Origin of the sequence: Variovorax sp. UC122_21, assembly GCF_044056785.1 — a bacterium.
Classification (GTDB): domain Bacteria; phylum Pseudomonadota; class Gammaproteobacteria; order Burkholderiales; family Burkholderiaceae_C; genus Variovorax.
The window spans coordinates 2042556-2064663 of sequence record NZ_CP172003.1; the positions used below are offsets into that span (position 1 = coordinate 2042556).

Annotated in this window: 27 protein-coding genes; 17 read left to right on the plus strand and 10 right to left on the minus strand. The window is 68.1% G+C overall.

Going from position 1 to position 22108, the window contains the following annotated elements:
* Window positions 1–136: 136 nt before the first annotated feature.
* The 3 genes from ACHMXE_RS10435 (at window position 137) to ACHMXE_RS10445 (ending at window position 1359) form a co-directional block, all read left to right on the plus strand.
* A complete protein-coding gene (locus ACHMXE_RS10435; protein ID WP_395345916.1) occupies window positions 137–442 on the plus strand; it encodes a SecDF P1 head subdomain-containing protein in 306 nt (101 codons plus the stop codon).
* 75 nt (window positions 443–517) lie between these two features.
* On the plus strand, window positions 518–973 hold the full coding sequence (locus ACHMXE_RS10440) for a hypothetical protein (protein WP_395345917.1): 456 nt from the start codon (window positions 518–520) through the stop codon (window positions 971–973).
* Window positions 974–1071: 98 nt separating this feature from the next.
* On the plus strand, window positions 1072–1359 hold the full coding sequence (locus ACHMXE_RS10445) for a hypothetical protein (RefSeq protein ID WP_395345918.1): 288 nt from the start codon (window positions 1072–1074) through the stop codon (window positions 1357–1359).
* Between the two features lie 75 nt (window positions 1360–1434).
* On the opposite strand, the gene ACHMXE_RS10450 is transcribed toward ACHMXE_RS10445, so the two are convergent.
* From ACHMXE_RS10450 to ACHMXE_RS10475, 6 genes are all read right to left on the minus strand, one after another.
* A complete protein-coding gene (locus tag ACHMXE_RS10450; RefSeq protein ID WP_395345919.1) occupies window positions 1435–1839 on the minus strand; it encodes a hypothetical protein in 405 nt (134 codons plus the stop codon).
* Between the two features lie 184 nt (window positions 1840–2023).
* Entirely contained in the window at window positions 2024–2245 is a 222-nt protein-coding gene (locus tag ACHMXE_RS10455) for a hypothetical protein (protein ID WP_395345920.1), read from the minus strand.
* 105 nt (window positions 2246–2350) lie between these two features.
* Window positions 2351–2734 carry an XRE family transcriptional regulator gene (locus ACHMXE_RS10460; protein ID WP_395345921.1) on the minus strand — a complete coding sequence of 128 codons (384 nt, stop codon included), beginning with the start codon at window positions 2732–2734 and terminating at the stop codon, window positions 2351–2353.
* Between the two features lie 174 nt (window positions 2735–2908).
* Window positions 2909–4366 carry a catalase gene (locus tag ACHMXE_RS10465; protein WP_395345922.1) on the minus strand — a complete coding sequence of 486 codons (1458 nt, stop codon included), beginning with the start codon at window positions 4364–4366 and terminating at the stop codon, window positions 2909–2911.
* A 163-nt stretch (window positions 4367–4529) separates the two neighbouring features.
* Window positions 4530–5096, minus strand: coding sequence for an NADPH-dependent FMN reductase (locus ACHMXE_RS10470; RefSeq protein ID WP_395345923.1), 567 nt, complete (start codon window positions 5094–5096; stop codon window positions 4530–4532).
* Window positions 5097–5139: 43 nt separating this feature from the next.
* On the minus strand, window positions 5140–6117 hold the full coding sequence (locus tag ACHMXE_RS10475) for a Bug family tripartite tricarboxylate transporter substrate binding protein (protein ID WP_395345924.1): 978 nt from the start codon (window positions 6115–6117) through the stop codon (window positions 5140–5142).
* A gap of 190 nt (window positions 6118–6307) precedes the next feature.
* Between ACHMXE_RS10475 and ACHMXE_RS10480 the strand changes: the two genes are divergently transcribed.
* Window positions 6308–7291: a helix-turn-helix domain-containing protein gene (locus ACHMXE_RS10480; RefSeq protein ID WP_395345925.1), complete on the plus strand. Its 984-nt coding sequence runs from the start codon at window positions 6308–6310 to the stop codon at window positions 7289–7291.
* Between the two features lie 19 nt (window positions 7292–7310).
* Here the strand turns inward: ACHMXE_RS10480 and ACHMXE_RS10485 are convergent, their stop codons facing one another.
* Window positions 7311–8333 carry a tyrosine-type recombinase/integrase gene (locus ACHMXE_RS10485; protein ID WP_395345926.1) on the minus strand — a complete coding sequence of 341 codons (1023 nt, stop codon included), beginning with the start codon at window positions 8331–8333 and terminating at the stop codon, window positions 7311–7313.
* A 297-nt stretch (window positions 8334–8630) separates the two neighbouring features.
* Here ACHMXE_RS10485 and ACHMXE_RS10490 point away from each other — a divergent pair, with 297 nt between their 5' ends.
* The 5 genes from ACHMXE_RS10490 (at window position 8631) to ACHMXE_RS10510 (ending at window position 11136) form a co-directional block, all read left to right on the plus strand.
* Window positions 8631–9257, plus strand: coding sequence for a hypothetical protein (locus ACHMXE_RS10490; RefSeq protein ID WP_203207555.1), 627 nt, complete (start codon window positions 8631–8633; stop codon window positions 9255–9257).
* 187 nt (window positions 9258–9444) lie between these two features.
* Window positions 9445–9777 (plus strand): hypothetical protein, encoded by a 333-nt coding sequence (locus ACHMXE_RS10495; protein ID WP_057590070.1) that lies wholly within the window; start codon window positions 9445–9447, stop codon window positions 9775–9777.
* A 5-nt stretch (window positions 9778–9782) separates the two neighbouring features.
* A complete protein-coding gene (locus ACHMXE_RS10500; RefSeq protein WP_395345927.1) occupies window positions 9783–10028 on the plus strand; it encodes a hypothetical protein in 246 nt (81 codons plus the stop codon).
* 89 nt (window positions 10029–10117) lie between these two features.
* Complete coding sequence (locus ACHMXE_RS10505) at window positions 10118–10465, plus strand: type II toxin-antitoxin system prevent-host-death family antitoxin (protein ID WP_395345928.1); 348 nt, start codon at window positions 10118–10120, stop codon at window positions 10463–10465.
* Window positions 10465–11136 (plus strand): AAA family ATPase, encoded by a 672-nt coding sequence (locus ACHMXE_RS10510; RefSeq protein ID WP_209544303.1) that lies wholly within the window; start codon window positions 10465–10467, stop codon window positions 11134–11136. The genes ACHMXE_RS10505 and ACHMXE_RS10510 overlap by 1 nt, the downstream gene beginning before the upstream one ends.
* A 7-nt stretch (window positions 11137–11143) precedes the next feature.
* Here the strand turns inward: ACHMXE_RS10510 and ACHMXE_RS10515 are convergent, their stop codons facing one another.
* Window positions 11144–12154, minus strand: a complete 1011-nt coding sequence (locus ACHMXE_RS10515) for a transketolase family protein (RefSeq protein ID WP_395345929.1) — start codon at window positions 12152–12154, stop codon at window positions 11144–11146.
* A 16-nt stretch (window positions 12155–12170) separates the two neighbouring features.
* On the minus strand, window positions 12171–13046 hold the full coding sequence (locus ACHMXE_RS10520) for a transketolase (protein ID WP_395345930.1): 876 nt from the start codon (window positions 13044–13046) through the stop codon (window positions 12171–12173).
* Between the two features lie 233 nt (window positions 13047–13279).
* On the opposite strand from ACHMXE_RS10520, the gene ACHMXE_RS10525 reads away from it, so the two are divergent.
* The 8 genes from ACHMXE_RS10525 to ACHMXE_RS10560 are packed head-to-tail and all read left to right on the plus strand — an operon-like array spanning window position 13280 to window position 21399.
* Window positions 13280–14350, plus strand: a complete 1071-nt coding sequence (locus tag ACHMXE_RS10525; RefSeq protein WP_395345931.1) for an ABC transporter substrate-binding protein — start codon at window positions 13280–13282, stop codon at window positions 14348–14350.
* A gap of 11 nt (window positions 14351–14361) precedes the next feature.
* Window positions 14362–15654, plus strand: a complete 1293-nt coding sequence (locus tag ACHMXE_RS10530; protein WP_395345932.1) for an ABC transporter permease — start codon at window positions 14362–14364, stop codon at window positions 15652–15654.
* A 19-nt stretch (window positions 15655–15673) separates the two neighbouring features.
* The gene (locus tag ACHMXE_RS10535) at window positions 15674–16504 is read left to right on the plus strand and encodes an ABC transporter permease (RefSeq protein ID WP_395345933.1); all 831 of its coding nucleotides are present in this window, start codon (window positions 15674–15676) and stop codon (window positions 16502–16504) included.
* On the plus strand, window positions 16501–17436 hold the full coding sequence (locus tag ACHMXE_RS10540) for an aminotransferase class IV (RefSeq protein ID WP_203207545.1): 936 nt from the start codon (window positions 16501–16503) through the stop codon (window positions 17434–17436). The genes ACHMXE_RS10535 and ACHMXE_RS10540 overlap by 4 nt, the downstream gene beginning before the upstream one ends.
* Entirely contained in the window at window positions 17433–18185 is a 753-nt protein-coding gene (locus ACHMXE_RS10545) for an SDR family NAD(P)-dependent oxidoreductase (RefSeq protein WP_395345934.1), read from the plus strand. Before ACHMXE_RS10540 ends, ACHMXE_RS10545 begins: the two co-directional genes overlap by 4 nt.
* Before the next feature lie 32 nt (window positions 18186–18217).
* The gene (locus tag ACHMXE_RS10550; protein WP_093345640.1) at window positions 18218–19255 is read left to right on the plus strand and encodes a histone deacetylase family protein; all 1038 of its coding nucleotides are present in this window, start codon (window positions 18218–18220) and stop codon (window positions 19253–19255) included.
* A 45-nt stretch (window positions 19256–19300) separates the two neighbouring features.
* A complete protein-coding gene (locus tag ACHMXE_RS10555; protein ID WP_208508359.1) occupies window positions 19301–20344 on the plus strand; it encodes an ABC transporter substrate-binding protein in 1044 nt (347 codons plus the stop codon).
* An 11-nt stretch (window positions 20345–20355) separates the two neighbouring features.
* Window positions 20356–21399: a histone deacetylase family protein gene (locus ACHMXE_RS10560; protein WP_395345935.1), complete on the plus strand. Its 1044-nt coding sequence runs from the start codon at window positions 20356–20358 to the stop codon at window positions 21397–21399.
* Between the two features lie 13 nt (window positions 21400–21412).
* Here ACHMXE_RS10560 and ACHMXE_RS10565 read toward each other — a convergent pair whose 3' ends face one another.
* Window positions 21413–22108 carry a GntR family transcriptional regulator gene (locus tag ACHMXE_RS10565; RefSeq protein ID WP_203207542.1) on the minus strand — a complete coding sequence of 232 codons (696 nt, stop codon included), beginning with the start codon at window positions 22106–22108 and terminating at the stop codon, window positions 21413–21415.

Here is a 22108-nt window from a genome sequence, read left to right on the forward strand (position 1 = left end):
GTGCGGCATTGTGCGAGTTCCAGGGGGTTCGCCGCACAGAGTCGGCCCACCGCAGGCGACGGTTGAATTGGTGCCAGCCAGTAGTTCCGGCCGCCCAGACTACCGGCGAGTTCGCCCTAACCAAGAGGTGAGCGGAATGCAGGAGTTCTGGCTTGCCCAAGACGGCCTCGCGAGTGCTGCGGATGTCGAGTCCGCCGAGGCTGTACTGGACTGCGACGAGCCGGCAGTGCTTCTCACCTTCGACAGGGATGCGACCACTAGGCTTGCAATCTGGTCGAACGCGAATAGGGGCGCCCTCTTGGCGGTGCTCGTCGATGGCGAACCCATCATGGTTGCGAGTGTCAAGGACACCCTCGGGGGGAAGATGGCTCTGCGACTTTCAAGTGGCAAACTGAACGAGGCCGAGAAGATGGCGAGCCGGCTCATGGGTGCAAAGCGCTAAGTGGCCGCCCTCGGCCAGAACCGGTCACTCATGCTGTCCAGCAAAATCCACCAAACGTAGAAGCCCATCAGAAAAATGACCTTGCTCCATCGTGTATCGATCTCGATTGCTGCGCTGCTGATCTGCACCTCCGCCATCAGTCAAGAAGCGCGGATTGCCAAAGCCGAAGCGATAGTCGATGCGTTCCAGGCGATGGATGCCCGGCAGATCGTTAAGTTTGTGGCCGAAGACCTTATACGTCAAAGCGGGGACTATCAGTTCCGTGTGCAGTACGAAGAATTCCTTTCGGACGTTGCTAAATCTCCAGAGTACCGAGCGGCTAAGGCTTCGGCGTATGCACGGGTCTTCACCGAAGACGAGTTGGATGGCATATTGGCCCTTGCCAACAATCCGGTGTTCAAGATGTACCAAGAGAGAAGTGGGGAGCTACAGAAGGAATCGCGCTTGGCATTGGCGAGCGTTCTCGGACCAAAGGCGATGGAGTTCTCAAGGAAGATCGAAGTCCTCAAGGCCGCGGGCTCGAGGCGCTAAGGTTTGATGTGAATTGAGCCGTTTGCCTCTGGCTGAAGACGGCCAATAGCGGAAGTTCAGGGCGGCCGCTCCACAGCAGTGTCTAGTTCAGGGGGAACATGAACAAAGTCGACGACTATCGATCTCTCCTGGAGTGGTATCAGAAGGGTCTCTACACATGGGCCGAGGTTGGCGGGCAGACCTTCCGGCTTCTCTACTCGAGCGATGACCGCAGAGCATTCTGGGACGCGCTTGAACCGGATCATCGTGACCGGTTGACTGAGGTTCTGATGGCATTCGATGGATCCGCAGAGCCATTCGCAATCAAGGCAGACCCGATTCAAGTCTGGCGCGAGATGACGGATCTCAAGGCATGGCTCCTAGCTCAGTGCCGGTTAAGCACCTAGCGGCCAAGAGCAGTCATCGATGGATAAAGGTCCACCAGCTGTCATCGCCCGACGACTGAGCGACGCGCAGAAGCCTCAACTCTCCATGCCGGGTGGCCAGTCCTCGTAGAAGCTGCTGCCTTCGGGGATCGGTCGCCCATCCATGATGTGTGCAGCCCATGCGAGTACATGCGCCATGTTCTCGGCCCCACTTGGTGACAGTCCACATGACTCGGCAACTTCCCCCAGTCGCGCACGGCAGATATCGAGGTGGCGCCGGACCCCTTCAGGCCCACCGAGGTAGGAGTGAAATTCGTTCAGATCGACGCCTAACCCGGAGATTCCATAGGTGCCAGCCACGCCGGCTGCATCTTCGTAGATTGCCATGACATCGTGGCCTTCAAGAGTCGCGATAGTCGTCAGCACTTCACAGAAAGCATCTTTCATCCCATTGCTGACCCAGAGGTCCATTTTGTTGTTGATCGAGATGGGGGCGCCCATGGGGTTTGCCTTTGAAACACGCCTTGGTGTTTGGGTTGTCAGGCCTCAGCGATGCTGGGTGTTCGCGGCTATCGCCACCAAAGTCGAACTCAATGGCAGCTTTGGAGAAGATGCTACATCCGCTTCGGGCCCGAAGCCGAAGTTTGGCTCCGCCGAAAGCAGACATCCAAGGCGCATGGCGCGTTCACCAAAGTCGATTGGGCGCCCCGGGCAAACTCGCCAGAGGAAACGGAAACCTGGGTTCCATGCCGCATTTTTTCATCGTTGCCACCAATGCGCGGTACCGCTCGAGCAACGCTCCCCGGGCGCCCCAATCTTCGTTCTGATCTTCAAAATCGGGTTCGAGGAAGCTTGCCTCGGCGTTACCAACCGTCCATGATAAGTATTTCCAGTCATAGCGAAACACGACTTCAAACGAAGGTTGAAAGTAGCTCCTGGCCGAACGCGAACACTGAAGAGAATCGATTGACGAGGATCTCCTGTTCGAATGCTCGAGGCAGTGCTCGGTCGTTCAAGCGTGAAAAGGCTCTCGTCCCAGCACCCGCGCCAGATCGTCCAGCAATGCCCGCTCCCGCGCATCGAGCGTCGATGCATCGACATGGCGCCAGTTGCGTTCATAGGTGGCCCAGGCTTCCTCGGGCGTGAGTTCTGTGTCGGGCGCCAATTGCCAGCCAAGACGTCGCAACTGCGGATAGTCGGCGACTCGTATGCCACGAGGAACGGACAGCGGAGCCGTGGCCTGCGTCGATGCGATCACATCGACGTCGAGCCCCAGCGCCGCGATGGCATTCATGTAGGCACCCATCGTGACCGAGGGCTCGCCGCGTTCGATGCGGGCCAGCGTCATGCGAGAGATGCCCGCGGCCTCTGCCGCGGTGGTGGTGCTGACCTTCAACGCCTTGCGGCGCTCATGGATGCACCGGCCGAACGCGGTGAGTCGATGGTCGGACGTGGGAGCGATGGGAGGAGCTGCGGCGGGCATATGTGCATCTCATCGTAGACAAAATTCGAAATTTGTCTGAAACGAGATACGGGTTCGGGCCCATAGCCCGACCCGCACCAGCCAATATCAGAGCCCCAACGCCTTCGCCACCCCCGCCCCATACGCCGGATCGGCCTTGCTGCAGTTGTCGATGTGCCGCCGCTTGATGAACTCCGGCGCATCGCCCATCGCGCGTGCCGTGTTGTCGAACAGCACCTGCTGTTGCTCGGGCTTCATCAGGCGGAACAGGTCGCCGGGCTGCTGGTAGTAGTCGGCGTCGTCCTCGCGGAAATTCCAGAAGTCGGCGTCGCCGCGCAGCTTGAGCGGCGGCTCGCGGTAGTCGGGCTGTTCCTGCCACTGGCCGAAGCTGTTGGGCTCGTAGTGCAGGGTGCCGCCGTAGTTGCCGTCCACGCGCATGGTGCCGTCGCGGTGGTTGCTGTGCACCGGGCAGCGCGCGGCGTTCACGGGGATCTGGTGGTGGTTGACGCCCAGGCGGTAGCGCTGCGCGTCGGAATACGCGAACAGGCGCGCCTGCAGCATCTTGTCGGGCGACACGCTGATGCCGGGCACGAGGTTGTTGGGCGCGAAGGCGCTCTGCTCGACGTCGGCGAAGAAGTTCTCGGGGTTGCGGTTGAGCTCCATCACGCCGACTTCGATCAGTGGATAGTCCTTCTTGGGCCAGACCTTGGTGAGGTCGAAGGGGTGGTAGGGCACCGTCTCTGCATCGGCCTCGGGCATGACCTGCACGTAGAGGGTCCACTTGGGGAAGTCGCCGCGGCCGATCGAATCGAACAGGTCGCGCTGGTGGCTCTCGCGGTCGCCGCCGACGAGCGCGGAGGCCTCGGCGTCGGTGAGGTTCTGGATGCCCTGCTGCGTCTTGAAGTGGAACTTGACCCAGAAGCGCTCGTTGGCCGCGTTGACGAAGCTGTAGGTGTGCGAGCCGAAGCCGTGCATGTGGCGGTAGCTCGAGGGGATGCCGCGGTCGCTCATCACGATGGTGACCTGGTGCAGTGCCTCGGGCAGCGAGGTCCAGAAGTCCCAGTTGTTGGTGGCGCTGCGCATGTTGGTCTTGGGATCGCGCTTCACCGCCTTGTTGAGGTCGGGGAACTTGCGCGGGTCGCGCAGGAAGAACACGGGCGTGTTGTTGCCCACCAGGTCCCAGTTGCCTTCCTCGGTATAGAACTTCAGCGCGAAGCCGCGGATGTCGCGCTCGGCATCGGCCGCGCCGCGTTCGCCGGCCACGGTGGTGAAGCGCGCGAACATCTCGGTCTTCTTGCCGACGGCGCTGAACAGCTTGGCACGCGTGTACTTCGTGATGTCGTGCGTGACGGTGAAGGTGCCGAAGGCGCCCGAGCCCTTGGCGTGCATGCGGCGCTCGGGAATGATCTCGCGGTTGAGGTTGGCGAGCTTCTCGATCAGCCAGACGTCCTGCATCAGCAGCGGGCCGCGCGGGCCGGCCGTGAGGCTGTTCTGGTTGTCGACCACGGGCGCGCCGAAGGCGGTGGTCAGGGGAGTCTTGTTCTGGGGATCGGATGGGTTGCTCATGGGGCGTCCTCTCGTCGTGGGTTGAAAGCGGGTCCACTCTACGAGCATCCGATGACCTTTCCAAACGACCTCCGTGGGGTGACGGGGGATACGATGGAATGATGCGGCGCGGCGCGGAATCGAGTAGGCAATCGGCCTGCCCCCGCGCGCGGCGCCGCGCGCGCTAGCCTCGCATCCGCTCGACCGCGTCGATCCAGCGCACGAAGGCCGCCATCTGGTCGGTCACGAACCTGCGCGTGGTCTCGTCGGTGCAGCGGCCGGTTTCGGCGTCGAACTTGGTGGGCGCGTGGCCGATGAAGACCTCGGGCTTGACCAGCGGCATGGCGTTGAGGAACAGCATGACCTTGCGCAGGTCGTACTGCACGCGCGCGCCGCCCAGCGGGCCGGGCGCGGCGCTGACGATCGCCACCGGCTTGGCGTTGAAGGGCTGGTCCTCGCCGCGGCTGAGCCAGTCGATGAGGTTCTTGAGCCCGCCGGGAATGCTGAAGTTGTACTCGGGCGTGGCGATCAGCACGCCGTCGGCGGCGCGGATGCGCTCGCGCAGCGCGGCGACCGATGGCGGCAGTCCGCGCGCGTAGTCGTCGGCATCGAACACGGGCACCTCGCGCCATTCGAGCAAGGTGAGGGAGGCGCCCTCGGGCAGCACCTCGCGCGCGAGCTGGACCACGTGGCGATTCACGGAGGCGGCGCGCAGGCTGCCGCACAGGGCGACGATGTCGCGGGTTGTCATTCGAAATCCTTGGAGAGTTGGAACAGGGAAGCAGTGAGCGGGCTCACTCGAGCGAGATGTTGTTGTCCTTGACGACCTTGACCCAGCGCTTCGACTCGGTGCCGACCAGCTGGGTGAAGTCCGCCGGAGAACCGCCGACCGGAATCAGCCCGAAATCGCCGAGGTAGCGCCGGTACTCGTCGGACTCGGCGATGCGGCGCGACAGGCTGGCGAGCAGGTCGACGATGGGCTGGGGCGTGCCCTTGACCGCGAACACGCCATGCCACGAGTCGCCCTCGAAGCCCGGGAAGGCCTCGGCCACGGTCGGCACCTGCGGCAGCGACTCGAGCCGGTGCGTGCTCGACACGGCCAGCGGCCTCACCTTGCCGGCCTTGATGTAGGGCAGCACGTCGGCGATCGGCGAGAACGCGGTGCTGACGCGGCCGCCGAGCACGTCGGTCAGGCCGCCGTCGCGGTAGGGCACGTGGTTGAGCGCGAGGCCGGCGCTGTTGGCGAAGTAGGCCATCGACATGTGCGGCACGGTGCCCACGCCGTACGAGGCATAGCTGACCTCGCCGGGCCGCGCCTTCGCGTCCTTGATGAGGTCGGCAAGCGTCTTGTACGGCGACTGCACCGGCACCGAGACCACGAGCGGAATCGACAGCATGCGCGTCACCGGCACCAGGTCCTGCGGCTGGTAGGGCAGCTTCTTGTAGACGAAGGGGTTGATGGTGAGCGTGCCGCTCGCGGTGTAGAGCAGGGTGTAGCCGTCGGCGGGCGCGGTGGTGACGGCCTGCGTGCCGACGATGGTGGAGGCGCCGGCGCGGTTGTCGATCACCACGGGTTGCTGCAGCTGCTTGGAGATGCGGTCGCCCCAGTAGCGCGCCATCACGTCGGGCGCGGTGCCGGCGGGGAACGGCACTACTACGCGGATCGGCTTGCTCGGGTACTTGTCCTGGGCTTGAGCGCTGGCGGCGACGGTGAGGCCAAGGGCCAGCGTCCAGGCGGCGCGTTGGAAGAAGGGACGGATCGCGGTCGGCATGAGGGTCTCCGGTGCGCCGGACTTGGGTGCCGGCTGGTTGAAGCGCGGGGTGCGCGCGGTGCCAGTGAATCTAGGTGTTCCACTGCGCGCAATGAAGCGCCTCCGGCGGAAAGCTTTGTTCCGCCTGCAGGAAAACTCGGGCGCGGGAGTATCCTCGGCGCCTCTTCGAACCCGCCCACGGACCCAAGCGATGGACACGCCGTTCAGTCTGCCTTCCGCCTATCGCCTCGCGTCGACCCGCCGCTGGGGCCGCACCCAGGGACTGACGGTGACGCCGACCGGCGCGGCGCGCGGCCGGCGCGAGTTCCTGTGCTTTCGGCCCGGCTTCTATCTGTCGCTGGGCCATGTCACGCACCTGGAAGAAAGCCGCGAGGTCTACCGCAGCGGCGACTTCATCAAGCTGCATTTCCGCCTCGAGGGCGAGAGCCGGGTCGGCCAGCCCGGCAGCGCGGGCGCGCAGACGGTGAGCGCGATGAGCGTGAGCACGCTGTTGCAGCCGCCCGGGGCGGCCAAGGAGGAGTTCTTCGCGAGCGAGGTGCGCGAGCGTTCGGTCACGCTGTGCTGCTCGCGCGATTTCCTGTCGGAGGAACTGGGCCTGCTCGAGCTGCCGCTCGACGGGCCTTTCGGCGCCTTCATGCAGGCGCGGCCCGATCGCTTCGAGTTGCTGCGGTTTCCCTTGAGCACGGCGCAGCACGAGATCGCCGATGCGCTGCTCGACGATGGATCGGGCGACCGCTTCAGAGGCCTCTATGCCGAGGCCAAGGCCTTCGAGCTGTTGCATGGCTTTCTGACGCGCGGCTTCGGCGATGCGCCCGTCGATGGCGCCACGGCCGCGGCGCGCGAGCGGCTGGCGCCGCTCAAGGAGCACATCGACACGCATTTGGGCGAGGTCTTCGACATGCGGGGCCTCGCGCGCCGTTTCGGGCTCAGCGAGAGCCGCCTCGCGCGCGGCTTCCGGCAGGCCTACGGGAGTTCGCTGTTCGAGTACGTGGCCAAGGCGCGGCTGACACGCGCGAGGGTGCTGTTGGAACAGGGGCGCCAGAGCGTGACCGAGATCGCGCTCGACGTGGGCTACGGGCATGCCGCGAATTTCAGCACCGCGTTCAAGCGCCACTTCGGGCTGAGCCCGCAGGCGGCGCGGCAGGCCGCGCGCTCGGGCCACGGCGGGCACTGACCGACGCCGCGCGCTCGGCTCAGACCACGTCGGCCGGGGCGATCAGCACCCGCGTGTACTTGTTCATCGCCTCGACCTCGAGGCCGAGCCAGCGCGCGACCTGTTCCACCGACGTGCCGCGGCGAAGCTGGCGTAGCGCGAAGGTATGGCGCAGCCGGAACGAACCGCCTTCGGCGCTGTCGAGCCCGGCCTGCGCGAGCAGCTCGCGGGCGCAGCGGTACTGCGATTCCTTGCCCCAGGGCTTGCCCGTGCGCGTCGAGGGAAAGAGCTGCTCGCCCGGGATGCCCAGTTGGGCGCGGACCTGCAGCCAGTGCTTGAGCAGCTCGGCGGCCCAGGGCGCGATCGGCGTTTCGCGCGGCGGCAGGTTGCCGTTGCCGGGCACGGCGATCTTCCAGGGACGGTCGGCCACGCGGCCGCCCGCGATGGTCGGTGCGTCGAGGGCCAGCGCGCGCACGTCGCCCGGTGCGAGGCCGGCGCCGAGCTGCAATCCCACGGCCGCATGGTTGCGCAGCTGCTGCCAGGTCAGCGGCTGGCCGCGGCCTTCCGACGAGGCGCCCGGGCGCGGGCGGGCGCGCGAGAGAAACAGGATCAGGTGCTTGGCCTCGGACGCCGACAGGAACTCGGGCGGTGGATCGGCACTGGCCGCTTCGGCATAGCGGATCTCGGGATGGGCCAGCAGCCAGTCGGCCGCGGCCGTGCTGGGCGGCAGGTCGTGCATGGCGCAGCGATGGCGCAGCACGTGGTCGATCAGGCGCACCAGCCGCAGCGCATGGCGCGGCGAGAGCGACAGGTCGCTGCTCTTGATGCCATAGCGCGCGGCCTTGAACGCGTCGAGGTCGGCGGGTGAGAGGGACTCCAGCGTCACCCGCGGCGACTGGCCCAGGCACCACGAGGTGAAGCCGTTCCACATGTCGCGGTAGACCGCCATCGACGAGGCCTCGCGCAGGGTGCCGGCGGCGCTGCGCGCCGCGAGCCATTCCTCGAAAGCCGATTCATGCGGGGTGCCGACGGGGTCGGTATCGAAGAGGGAAGGCGTGACCATGGAAATACGCTAACGGCCTAGGTTTGGGGTGGAGGAACGGTGCTGGCGTTGATTGGCAATCAGCCGATCGCGATGCAAGTACGGCCGTTAGTTTATTTATAGAGGTGGAATCGTGCAGCAACAAGACATCCGGCGCGAGCGCTTTCGCGACCTGTATTTCCGATGTGTCGCGATCCGGCTTTTCGACCCACTGTTTTCGGTTGGCAATTTATCGGGCAGCCGTTTTCAAGAATCGCCATGGGCTGCCGAGGCCCCCGCTGACAGGCCAGGGGCCCGGCACACGGCAATTTCCCGTGCATGCTGAGCCTGAACGCCCTGTCACCCATGCTGGCCGCTTCGCGCCCCATCGATCTGCGCGAGGAGGGTTGGATCTACGAGCAGCGATTGAGCGGTTGCCGCCTGCTGGCGCAGACGCGTACGCCCACGCGGTCGGGCAAGGTGCAATTGCAGACGCGCGATGGATCGGACGCGACGGGTTGGTTTCCCGAGGTGGTGGAGAGTCTGGCCCAGTTGAAGGAAGGTCCCTTCATCCTCGATGGGGTGGCCTGCGTGCTCGACGACAAGGGCCGCTGCGACGGCGAAGGACTCAGCGAGCGTGCGAGGCGGCGCGGGTGGTATCGCGGTGCCCGGCCCGTGTTCTATTTCGTCTTCGATCTGTTGATGGCGCAGGGCGCGGACCTCACCGGCGAACCGCTGTCGCAGCGCAAGCAAGGGCTCTCGCGACTGCTCGGGACGCCCCTGCTCAACGTGATCCCGGTCCACCACTACGAGCGTTCGGAAGCCATGGCCCTGCTGCGCCAGGGACGGAACCAGGAGGACTTCGCGGGCCTGATGGCCAAGTGGGGAACGAGCGTCTATCGCCCCGGCGTTCGTTCGGCCGATTGGGTGGCGCTCAATGCGCGGGAATCGCACGCGGGCCTCTAGCCCGATGTTCGCGCGGAACCAGTCCGGGCGTTCGCGAGTCGCATCGGGCGATCGGCGGGCCACCGGCTTGCGTGTGTCGGCATCTTTTCCGACAGGCGCGTCGAGGGCCGCTGACTACGCTCGTCGGCAGTTCCCGGGTGATACCGGGTGTTCCGATTCCAGCCAGCCTGTTTCTATGTCACGCGACATGTCCTCGATGCCTCTGCCTCCGTCCCTCCATCCGTTCTTTCTCCGGAAGCAGCCGAAGGCGCCCGCATCGAGCGGCACCGGGCGAGATGCGCTGTCGCATTCGGAGCGCCATCAGGACTGGGAATTCCACTACAGCCTCGCGCCGGTGCCCGCGCGCGCCACCTTCTCGGGCACCGCGCAGATCCATCGCCAGGGCGAGCGCCATTGCGAACTGCCGATCTTCGAGCCGCAGTGCAACACGCTGGCATCGATCGACCTGTTGCGCGAGCAGTGCCTGGCATGGATCGAGAGCCGCTCGGCGGCCGCGGGTCCGCCGCCTCCCGCCAACTGAAGCGCATGGACTGGATCTCCTTGCTGCAGTGGCCCGCCTTCGTTGCCTCGGTGGGCGCCGCCTGGCTGGTGGCATCGAATGCGAAGGGCCGCCGCAACACGGGGTTCTGGGTCTTCCTCGCGAGCAATGTGCTGTGGGGCGTCTGGGGCGTCTATTCGAGCGCCTGGGCGCTGATCGCGCTCCAGGTCTGCCTGGCCATCATGAACCTGCGCGGTCTCGGCAAGACCAAGGAAGCGTCCTCGCAGAACTGATCGACGCCGGCTTGGCGCGGAAAACAGCCTTATCGGTCAAAAATAGCCAACAGGGCTAAAATGGCCAGATTCCTCTCTCGGAGAAGTCCATGGCTGCCCTCTGGCCCCCGCTCGATCAACTGCCGCGTCAGAACGCCTCGCAGGTCAAGAACCGCTGGGGCGAGGTCGTGCGCCAGGTCCGCCAGTCGGGCAGCGTGGCGATCACGAACCACGCCAATGTCGAGATGGTGCTGCTCGACGCGGCCACCTACGAACAGCTGACCACCGATCTGCAGGCGCTGCGCTCGCGCGAAGCCCACGTGCTCGAGGAGCTCGGCGCGCGCTTCGATGCGCGGCTGGCGGTGCTGCAGCACGAGGACAGCGCGGACAGGCTCGACGGCCTGTTCGAAGCGCGCGGCAAGCAGCGCCGGCGTCCGCGGGCCGGCGAAAGCTTCTGATGGGCGCCGCCGCGGCACGGCGGCCGTTCATCTTCGTGCTGGCCGGTGTCAATGGCGCCGGCAAGAGCTCGGTGGGCGGCGCGATGCTGGCCGAGCACGGCCTCGACTGGTACAACCCCGACCGTTTCGCGCGCGAGCTGGTGGCCGCGCTCGGCATCGACATCGCCGATGCCAACGGTCGCGCCTGGGAGCATGGCCGCGCGCGGCTCGAGGCCGCGATCGAGAGCGGCCGCAATTTCGCCTTCGAGACCACGCTCGGCGCCCGCACCATCCCCGACCTGCTGGCGCGCGCCGCGCGCAGTCACGACGTCTCGATGATCTTCTGCGGCCTGGCCTCGCCCGAGCTGCATCTGCGCCGCGTGCGCGCCCGCGTGCTGCGCGGCGGCCACGACATCCCCGAGGCGAAGATCCGCGAGCGCTGGACCGCCTCGCGCGCCAACCTGATCCGGCTGCTGCCGCATCTCGCGCGGCTGCAGGTGTTCGACAACAGCGCCGAGGCCGCGCCGGGCGAGGAGATCGACGATCCCGTGCTGGTGCTCGAAGTCATCGCTGGCCGGGTCACGCATCCGGCGCCCGAGGATGCCGCGGCGCTGGCCGCCACGCCCGCGTGGGCGCGGGCCATCGTGCAGGCGGCGATCGAGCAGGCGCGATCGCCGGACGGCGCCGCCTGATTCCAGCTCAGGCGGGGAGCGCGCCGGGCCGGACCGTCTCGCCCGCGATCGCGCGCCGCGCGACGTGGGCCACGCCCTCGGCATCCAGCATGTAGTGGCGGTACAGGTGCGTGGGCGGGGCGATCAGGCTGTACTCGTCGTGGATGCCGTGCCGCACGAGGCGCACCGAAGCGCCGACATCCGACAGCACCTCCGCCACCGCGGCGCCGAGGCCGCCGAGCACGTTGTGCTCCTCCACCGTCATCAGCAGCTTCGATCGGCCGGCGGCCTCGAGCACCGCCGCGCGGTCCAGCGGTTTCACCGTGGCCATGTCGAGCACGCCGACCGACAGCCCTTCGGCGCGCAGCGCCTTGGCCGCCTCGAGCGCGGAGAAGACCGGCATGCCGCAGGCAACGATCGTGAGGTCGGTGCCCTGGCCGTGCGCGATCGCCTTGCCGATGCGGAAATCGATGCCGCCCGCGTAGATCTCCGGATCGCGGCCGCGCCCGATCCGGAAATAGATCGGCTCGGGCCAGTCGACCGAGGCCTTGATCGCGGCCTTCAGCTGGTGGCCGTCCGCGGGCGAGATGATCGTGAGCCCGGCGATCGAGCGCATCGTGCCGATGTCCTCGGTCGCATGGTGCGAGGTGCCGTAGAAGCCGAGCGAGATGCCCGTGTGGTGGCCGATCAGCCGCACCGGCAGCGCGCTGTAGGCCACGTCCATGCGGATCTGCTCGCAGCACAGCAGGCCGAGAAAGGAAGCGAAGGTCGCCACGAACGGCATCTGGCCCGTGGTCGCGAGGCCGGCCGCGGCCGACACCATGTTCTGTTCGGAGATGCCGAACTGGATGTAGCGCTCGGGAAAGGCGGCCGCGAACTTGTTGAGGCCGTTCGAATACTGCAGGTCGGCCGAGCCGGCCACGACCGGATGGCCGGCCTCGGCAAGTTCGATCAGGGCGTCCGAGAGCATGCTCAATCCGGGTGTGGTGGCGTTGAGCGAGCGGTACTGCCAGCTTTCGGGGGAGAGGGGTTGGGACATCGGATGGGCCTCGTGGTCAGATTTCGGTTTGCATGATTTCTTCGATCGCGCGCGCGGCGTCCTCGGGCGACAGGTAGCCCAGGTGCCAGCCGGGCTCGGTCTCCATGTACGACACGCCCTTGCCCTTCACCGTGTGGGCGATCACGCAGGCGGGCCGCTCGCGCCGCGCGTCCTGCTTGAGGCGGCGCAGCAGCTGCGTGAGGGCCGAGAGGTCGTGGCCGTCGACCTCGTGCGTCTCCCAGCCGAAGGCGCGCCATTTGTCGGCCAGGCCCTCGATGCCGATCACGTCGTCGACGCGGCCGTCGAGCTGGAAGCCGTTGCGGTCGACGATGGCGATGAGCTTCGAGAGCCGGTAGTGGGCCGCGAACATCGCCGCCTCCCAGACCTGGCCCTCCTGCATCTCGCCATCGCCGAGCATCACGAAGGTGTCGAAGCCGCGCTTCGCGATGCGCCCGCCGAAGGCCATGCCGGCACCGGCCGACAGCGCATGGCCGATCGAGCCCGAGCTGAAGTCGATGCCCGGCACCTTGCGCATGTCGGGGTGGTCGCCCAGCGGATTGCCCAGGCGGGTGTAGCCGTCGAGCGTGGCGCGGTCGATGTAGCCGTATTCCGCGAGGATCGGGAACAGGCCCACGGCCGCATGGCCCTTGCCCATGAGGAAGCGGTCGCGATCGGGCCAGCGCGGCTCGTTGGCGCGGATGTCCATCACGTCGTAGTAGAGCGAGGCGAACAGCTCGGCGGCGGAGAACACCGAGCTGTAGTGGCCGACCTTGGCGATCTCGATCAGCCGGATCGTTTCGAGGCGGATGAAGCGGGCCTTCTCGCGCAGGCGGTGGAGCTCGTCAGCGGACAAGGCGGACGGGGCGGGCGGTGATTCGGACGGGAATGGCATATCGATTGCGTGGCTAGGGGGTGAAAGAAGCCCGCGCGCATGGGCATGCGCCGCGGGCGGGCTGAGGGGTTCGGGAGCGTGGTGCCGGGCCTGCGTCCTCCATCGGGTTTTCCATCAACGGGTCGAGCGAAAAAAGACTTGTCTCGCTCGGAATCAACATATAGGATATATCCTACATCACCGATCGGGGCCTGCAAAGTCCGATTTCCCACCCACTGTCCAGAAGGTTGTCCATGACGGTTGCATCCGCGCGTTCCCGCTGTCGCGCAGGCATTTCCAAACTCGCCGCGCTGCTCGCGCTGGCCGCCGCCGCCACCTCGTCGATGGCGGCCGATCTCACGGTCGTCGGCTTCGGCGGCGCCTTGCAGGAAGCATTTCGCAGCGCCTACTTCGAGCCGTTCAGGAAGCAGGGCGGCATCGCGCTGGTGGAGGACAGCTACCCCGGCGGCTACGCACGGCAGAAGGCCATGGTCGAGACCGGCAACGTGACCTGGGACCTGGTGCAGATGGACGAGAACGAGATGGCCTCGGCCTGCGAGCAGGGCCTGCTCGAACCCATCGACCGCAAGCAGTTCGCGAAGGCGCAGGACATCAACCCCGCCGCCTTCGCCAGGTGCGGCGTGGGCGCCTTCGTCTGGTCGAAGGTGCTGGCCTACGACGGCCGCAAGTTCGGCGACAACGGGCCGCGCACCTGGGCCGAGTTCTGGGACACCCGGCGCTGGCCCGGCAAGCGCGGCCTGCGCAAGCAGCCGCGCATGACGCTGGAGATCGCGCTGCTGGCGGACGGCGTGCCCGCCGCCGATGTCTACAAGGTGCTCGCCACCAGGGCCGGGCAGGACCGTGCCTTCGCCAAGCTCGACCAGCTGCGGCCTTCCATCGTCTGGTGGGAGTCGGGCGCGCAGCCGCTCGAATGGCTCGAGAGCGGCACGCTGGCCGCCACCGCCGCCTACAGCGGACGCATCGCCTCGGCCAACCAGCAGGGCAAGCAGTTCCGATTCAGCTGGGACGGCCAGCTCTACAGCATGGACTACTGGACCATCGTCAAGGGCAGCCCGCACCGCCAGCAGGCCTACGCGCTGCTCGACTCGATGTTCGACGCGCAGCGCCAGGTCGCCTTCGCGCAGGCCATTCCCTACGGCGTGACCAACACCCGCGCCGCCGCCGCGATGCCCGAGGCGCTGCGCCCGCTGCTGCCGACCTCGCCGCAGAACCTGCGCAACGCGCTGCTGCTCGACACCGCCTTCTGGGTCGACCATGAGGAAGAGCTGCTGCAGCGCTTCACGCGCTGGGTGTCGCAACGTTGAGGCCCGCGACGATGTCCACCGGTTCCTCCGCCGTCTCGCTCGCCGTTCCGGCCGTTCCCGCTGCGCCGGCCGGTTCCGGCGCGGCCCTGAAGCGCTCGACCCACCGCGCGGGCCGGCGCCAGCGGCTGGTGTCGCTGCTGCTGGTCGCGCCGCTGCTGATCTACGGCGCCGTCTTCTTCCTGCTGCCGCTGGCGATGATGATCCACCGCGCCGTCGACAACCCCGAGGTGCGCGAGGCGCTGCCGCGCACCGCGCAGGTCCTTGCCGACTGGCAGTCCGCGGCCGGCTCGCTGCCCGGCGATCCCGCCTTCGCCGCGCTGGCGGCCGACATGGCGCAGGCCCAGGGCACGCGCGCCATCGGAGAACTCGGCCGGCGCATGAACTACGAGATCAGCGGCTACCGCACGCTGGTGATGAAGACCGCGCGCCGCGCCGGCACCGACGCTCCCGCCGCAACCGATGCCAGGGCCTGGCTGCTCGAGGTCGATCCGCGCTGGGGCGAGCCGGCCTACTGGAGCGCGCTGCGCCGCGCCGCCACGCCCTACACCGGGCGCTACCTGCTGGCCGCGCTCGACATGGCGGAGAACGACGAGGGCCGCATCGTGCGCGCCGAGCCCGACCAGCGCATCTACCTCGACATCCTCTGGCGCACGCTCTCGATCGCGGGCGCGGTCACGCTGGCCTGCCTGCTGCTCGGCTATCCGCTCGCGGCGCTGCTGGTGAAGGCGCCCAAGCCGATCGCCTTCGCGATCATGCTGGCGGTGCTGCTGCCCTTCTGGACCTCGCTGCTCGCGCGCACCACGGCCTGGATCGTGGTGCTGCAGGAGAACGGGCTGGTCAATGCGCTGCTGCAGGCCATCGGTGCCGTGAACCAGCCGCTCGCGCTGATCTTCAATGCCACCGGCCTCTACATCGTGATGGTGCACATCCTGCTGCCCTTCGCCGTGCTGCCGATCTACAACAGCCTCAAGAGTATTCCGCCGCACCTGATGCGCGCCTCGTCCTCGCTCGGCGCGCATCCGGTGCGCGGCTTCCTGCACGTCTACCTGCCGCTGAGCCTGCCGGGCGTGGCGGCCGGCGGTCTGCTGACCTTCATCGTGGCCGCGGGCTACTACATCACGCCCTCGCTGGTCGGCAGCGCGCGCGAGCAGATGCTCGGCTACTTCGTCGCCTTCTACGCCAACAACACCGTCAACTGGGGCATGGCCTCGGCGCTCGGCCTGATGCTGCTGGCCTGCGTGATGGCGGTGTACCTGGTGGCGGCTTCCACGCTCGGCGTGAAGCAGCTCGCGGGCATCAAGTGAAAGACGGGAACCCCTTCGCATGACCCACCGCCAATTCGCCCGCGCCGCCGGCGTCGTGCACTACCTGTACGGCGCGCTGATGGTGTGCTTCCTGCTGCTGCCGCTGCTCGCGATGACACCGATCTCGCTGAGCGCCGGCTCCTTCCTGTCCTACCCGCTGCCCGGCTTCTCGACCCAGTGGTACCAGCGCGTGTTCTCGCCCGGCCCCTGGCTCGATTCGCTGCGCAACAGCCTCGTGGTCGGCGTGTGCTCGACCCTGATCGCCACCGTGCTCGGCACGCTCGCGGCCTTCGCCTTCGCGCGGCGCAACCTGCCGGCGCGGCGCACGCTGCTGGGCTTCCTGATGGCGCCGATGATCGTGCCGCCCGTGATCACCGGCCTGGGCATGTACTTCCTGTTCTCGCGCATCGGGCTCACGGCCTCGCTGCCGGGACTGGTGATCGCGCACGCGGTGCTGTCGACGCCCTTCGTCGTCATCACGGTCACGGCCACGCTGCAGCAGTTCGACATCGGCCTGCTGCGCGCCGCCTACAGCCTGGGCGCCTCGCCCGTGCGCGCCTTCTTCACGGTGGTGGTGCCGATCGTCATGTCGGGCATCGTCTCGGGCGCGCTGTTCGCGTTCATCACCTCGTTCGACGAGGTCGTGGTCGCCATCTTCATCGGCGGTCCCGGCCAGCGCACGCTGCCGCGCCAGATGTTCGACGGCATCCGCGACACCATCGACCCCTCGATCATCGCCATGTCGACCTTCCTGATGGTCGTCGCGGCGGTGGCGCTCACGCTGTCGGCCTGGCTGAGCCAGCGCGCGGCTCCCGTTCAACGCCCCAAGGACTCCGGAAGCTCCACATGAACCCAGACTTCTCCGCCGGCGTCGCCCACGTCGACGGCCAGTACGTCGCGCTGCGCGACGCCCGCATCCCCCTCGTCGACCGCGGCTTCGTGCGCTCCGACGCCACCTACGACGTGGCCCACGTCTGGCAGGGCCGCTTCTTCCGGCTCGACGACCACATCGACCGCTTCCTGTGGTCGATGGGCGAGCTGCGCATGAGCCTGCCGCTCTCGAAGAAGGAGATGCGCCACATCCTCGAGCAATGCGTGGCGCTCAGCGGCCTGCGCGACGCCTACGTGCAGATGACCTGCACGCGCGGCGTGCCGCCGCCGGGCTCGCGCGATCCGCGCGAATGCCAGAACCGCTTCTATGCCTTCTCGCAGCCCTTCGTCTGGATCGGCACGCCGGCGCAACAACGCACGGGGCTCGCGATGGTGATCAGCCAGGTGCAGCGCATCGCGAGCGCGGCGATCGACACGCGCGTGAAGAACTTCCACTGGCTCGACCTGACCATGGGCATCTTCGAGGCCTACGACCGCGGCGCGCTGGTCGCGGCGCTGCCCGATGCGCAAGGCAACGTGACCGAGGGCGCGGGCTTCAACATCTTCGGCGCCAAGGACGGCGCGCTGTTCACGCCACGGCGCAACGTGTTCGAAGGCATGACGCGGCGCACCGTGATCGAGCTCGCGCGCCAGCTCGGCATCGGCTGCGAGCTGGCCGACATCCCCGTGCAGCGGCTGCGCGAGGCCGACGAGATCTTCATCACCAGCACCGCCGGCGGCGTGATGCCGGTAACCCGGCTCGACGGCGCCAGCGTGGGCAGCGGCGAGGTCGGTCCGCTGACGCAGCAGCTGCAGCGCATGTACTGGCAGCGCGCGGCGGACGACCCGCGCAACACCCCCGTGCCCTACGAGAACGTGGCCGCCGCGCGCGGCGGCAAGGAGCTCGCATGATCGTCGTCACCGGAGGCACCCACGGCATCGGCGCGGCCATCGTCGCGCAACTTGCCGGCACTGGCGAACAGGTGCTGTTCACCGGTCGCGACACCGCGGCCGGCGAGGCGCTGGCGCAGCACACCGGCGCCCACTTCGCGGCCGCCGACGCGTCCGATCCCGCGGCCGTGGCCGAGGTCGTCGCGCGCGCCGAGGCGCTGGGCGGCGGCGTCATCGACGGGCTGGTCAACAACGCGGGCGCCGGTTCGCGCAGCGCCTTCCTCGAGCTGGGCGTCGACGACTGGGACCGGCTGATGGCGGTCAACCTGCGCTCGGTGTTCCTGTTCAGCCAGAAGGCGCTGCCGGCGCTGCAGAAGTCGCAGCGCGGCGCCGTCGTCAACGTGGCCTCGATCGCCGGCAAGGTCGGCGAGGAGGGGCTCGCGGCCTACTGCGCCTCGAAGGGCGGCGTGATCGCGCTCACGCAGGCGCTGGCGCTGGAGTTCGGCGAGCGCGTGCGCTTCAACGCGGTGTGCCCCGGCCAGATCGCCACGCGGATGATGGCGCGCGTGATCGCCGACGCCGACCGCCTGGCCGCGCTCACGCGACGCATTCCCGCCGGCCGGCTCGGCGAGGCCGGCGAGGTGGCCGACACGGTCTGCTGGCTGCTCTCGGCGCAGGCCAGCTTCATCAACGGCGCGGTGCTCACGGTCGACGGCGGCGAAACCGCCGGCTACCGCACGCCGCCGCTGCCCGGCGCACCGCGCGCCTGAACGCCCCGTTTCCCTTCGATCGCGAGACACCCATGCTTCCCGTCCTCTACACCCCCATCCACCGCGAGCACGAGCCCTCGTTCTTCTTCGTCACCGGCCGCTTCACGCCCGCGCAGGAGCGCATCGACCGCGCGGAGCAGCTGCGCGACGCGGCCGTGCAGGCCGGCTGCGAACTCGTGGCCGCCGCCGAGCATGGCCTGGGCCCGGTCGCCGACGTGCACACGCCCGACTACCTGTGCTTTCTGCAGGACGGCCACCGCCGCTGGTCCGAGATCCCGGGCGCGGCGCCCGAGATCGTGCCCAACGTGTTCGCGGTGCCGGGCCTGCAGCACGGCTACCCCGAGCGCGTGGTCGGCCAGGCCGGCTACCACATGCAGGACCTGGCCTCGCCGATCGGCCCGGGCACGGCCGCCGCGGCCTTCGCCTCGGCCAACCTCGCGGCCGATGCCGCGCAGCGCGTGCTGCAGGGCGCCAAGGCGGCCTACGCGATCTGCCGGCCGCCCGGCCACCACGCCTACCGCGAGCGCGGCGGCGGCGTCTGCTACCTCAACAATGCCGCGATCGCCGCGCAGCTGCTGCGCCGCCATGGCCGCCGCGTGGCCGTGATCGACATCGACGTGCACCACGGCAACGGCACCCAGGGCATCTTCTACGAGCGCTCCGACGTCTATTTCGTCTCGCTGCACCGCGACCCGACCAACTATCACCCGTACTTCTGCGGCTATGCGCAGGAGCGCGGCGCCGGCGCGGGCCTGGGCTACAACCTGAACCTGCCGCTGCCGGCCGAGACCGGCGACGACGCCTACCTGGTGGCGCTCGAGCACGCCTGCCGCCGCCTCGCGGCCTACAGCCCCGACGCGCTGGTGATCTCGCTGGGCCTCGATGCGCACGAGCACGACCCGTTCAAGGGCCTCAAGGTGACGACCGAGGGCTTCCGCCGCATCGGCGAGCGCCTGGGCCGGCTCGGCATGCCGAGCGTGATGGTGCAGGAGGGCGGCTACGACTGCGACCACATCGGCGCCAACCTCGTGCACTTCCTCGACGGCTTCACGGGCGGCCTGCGCGCCTGAACCCGTTTCTTTCTTTCTTCCCCGTTCCTTTCTCCCGGAGTTCCCATGAACCTTTCGCTTTCCCTGCGCGGCCTCGTCCTGGCCGGCCTCGCCTTCGCCGCCCCGTGGACCTTTGCGCGCGACCTGACTGTCGTGAGCGTCGGCGGCGCATTGCAGGAATCCTTCCGCAAGGCCTACTGGCAACCCTATGCCGCCGCGAAGTCCGAGAAGCTGGTGGAGGACAGCAACGTGGTCGGCCTCACCAAGGTCAAGGCCATGGTCGAGTCGGGCAACGTGATCTGGGACCTGGTGCAGATGGACGAGGAGGACGTGGTGGTCGGCTGCGACTCGGGCCTGCTCGAGAAGATCGACTGGGCCAGCGCGGCGCCCGCCACGCGCGACCTGCCCAGGGAGCTGATGAATCCCTGCGGCGTGCCGGCCATGCTGTGGGCCAAGGTGCTCAGCTACGACAGCAAGCGCCTGCCCGACGGCCCGAAATCGTGGGCCGACTTCTGGGACACCAAGCGCTGGCCCGGCAAGCGCGCGCTGCGCAAGCAGGCCAAGCAGACGCTCGAGATCGCGCTGATGGCCGACGGCGTGCCGGCCGCCGAGGTCTACAAGCTGCTGGCGACCAAGGCCGGCCAGGACCGCGCCTTCGCCAAGCTCGACCAGATCAAGAAGGACGTGCAATGGTGGGAGGCCGGCGCCCAGCCGATCGAATGGCTGGCCTCGGGCGCGGTGGTGATGGCCTCGGCCTACAACGGCCGCATCGACGCCGCGAACAAGGAAGGCCGCTCGCTGGCCATGGTGTGGAAGAACCAGGTCTACGGGCCTACCGATTGGGTGGTGGTGAAGGGCAGCCCGAACAAGGCCAAGGCGCTCGCGCTGATCGACTACATGAGCGCGCCGGCGCAGCAGAAGCTGTTCGCCGAGACCATTCCCTACGGCCCGGCCAATCCCAAGGCGCAGGCCCTGCTCTCGAAGGCCGTGCTCGACAAGCTGCCCAACGCGCCGCAGAACATCGACCAGCCGCTGCTGCAGAACACCGCCTTCTGGGCCGACCATCTCGACGAGCTGCAGCAGCGCTTCGCGAAGTGGGTGTCGAACTGAGCGGCATGGCGATGGCGGCTGACGCCAGCGGGTTGCAGATCCTGCACACGCCGCTGCATGCGCTGCACCGCCCCGGGCTGCTGGGCGCGCGCGGCGGATGGCGCACGTCGCGCGATGTGCCCGAGCGTGTCGACTCCATGCGCGCCGCGCTCGGCGCAGCGGGCTTCGCGGTGGAGGACGGCACGGTCTCGCACGGCCTGGCGCCGCTGGCGCGCGTGCACGATGCGCGCTACCTCGACTTTCTCGCCACCGCGCATGCCGAGTGGTCGACGCTGTCGGGTGCCTCGGCCGAGGTGCATGCCAACGTGTTCGCGATGCGGCGCCACGGCGGCGGCTATCCGCGCTCGGTCGAGGGTCGCGCGGCCTTCCACTTCCACGACCAGCTGGCCCCGATCGGGCCCACGACCTGGGAGGCCGCGCGCGCCGCCGCGGACCTGGCCGTCGAGGCCGCCGAGCGCGTGCTGCGCGGCGCGCGCTGTGCCTACGCGCTGTGCCGGCCGCCCGGCCACCATGCCTATGCCGACATGGCCGGCGGCGGCACCTACCTCAACAATGCCGCGATCGCCGCCGAGCATCTGCGCCAGCGCTTCGCGCGTGTCGCGGTGCTCGACCTCGACGTGCACCACGGCAACGGCACGCAGGACATCTTCTGGCGCCGCGCCGACGTGCTCTTCGTCTCGCTGCATCGCGATCCTGTCGACTACCACCCGTTCTTCGCGGGCCATGCCGATGAGCGCGGCGAAGGGGAGGGCGAGGGCTTCACCTTGAACCTGCCGCTGCCCGCGGGCACGGGCGACGCGGACTACCTGCTGCAGCTCTCGAGAGCGCTCGAGCGCATCGAGCGCTTCGCGCCCGAGGCGCTGGTGGTGTCGCTGGGCCTGGACGCCCATGTGGCGGACCCGGCCGCGGGACTGCGGCTCACCGAAACGGGCTTCGCCGGCATGGGCCGGCAGGTGGCATCGCTGGGCCTGCCCACGGTGCTGGTGCAGGAAGGCGGCTACAACCCCGCCGTGGTCGGAGCGTCGCTGGTGGCGTTCCTCGACGCCTGGCGCTGAGCGCGCGGACCGATCAGGCCTCGGCGGCCTCGAGGCTCTGCTCGTATTCCTTGAGGAAGCGCTCGATGCTCGGTCCGGCCGACATCAGGTCGGCCCGGATGGCCGTCACGGCGGCGGCCGGGTCGCGGCGCGCGAGCGCGTCGAGCAGCGCATCGTGCTGGCCGTAGCCCTGGTCGTACGAACCGTCGGACTTCTCGTAGAAGGCGCGCAGGATCGGGCCCATCGAGGCCCACATGTTCTCGATCATCGACAAGAGCCGCGGCAGGCCGCAGTGCTCGTAGACGCCGAAATGGAACTCGCGGTTGTAGCGCAGCTGGTTCTCGGGATGGTGCGCCGCCTCGGCCTGCGCGAATTTCTTGTTGATCCGCACCAGCTCCGCCACGTCCTTGTCGCCGACCTTGAGCGCGGCCTGCTCGACCGCCGCGCTCTCGAGCGCCACGCGCACCGTGCGGATCTCGATGTAGCGCTCCAGGCTCAGCGGCGGCACGATGATCTGCTTGGCCGTCTCCATCTCGAGCGCATGCTCGCTGACCAGCCGCAGCAGCGCCTCGCGCACCGGCGTGTCGCTGGTGCCGAACATCTGCGCCGCCTCGCTGATGCGGATCCGGTCGCTGGGCATGAAGCGCCCGGCGATCAGCGATTCGCGCATCTCCGAGTACACGCGCGCGGCGAGGTTGGTCTTGTCGATGGGTTTGATCTTGGGTTTCAC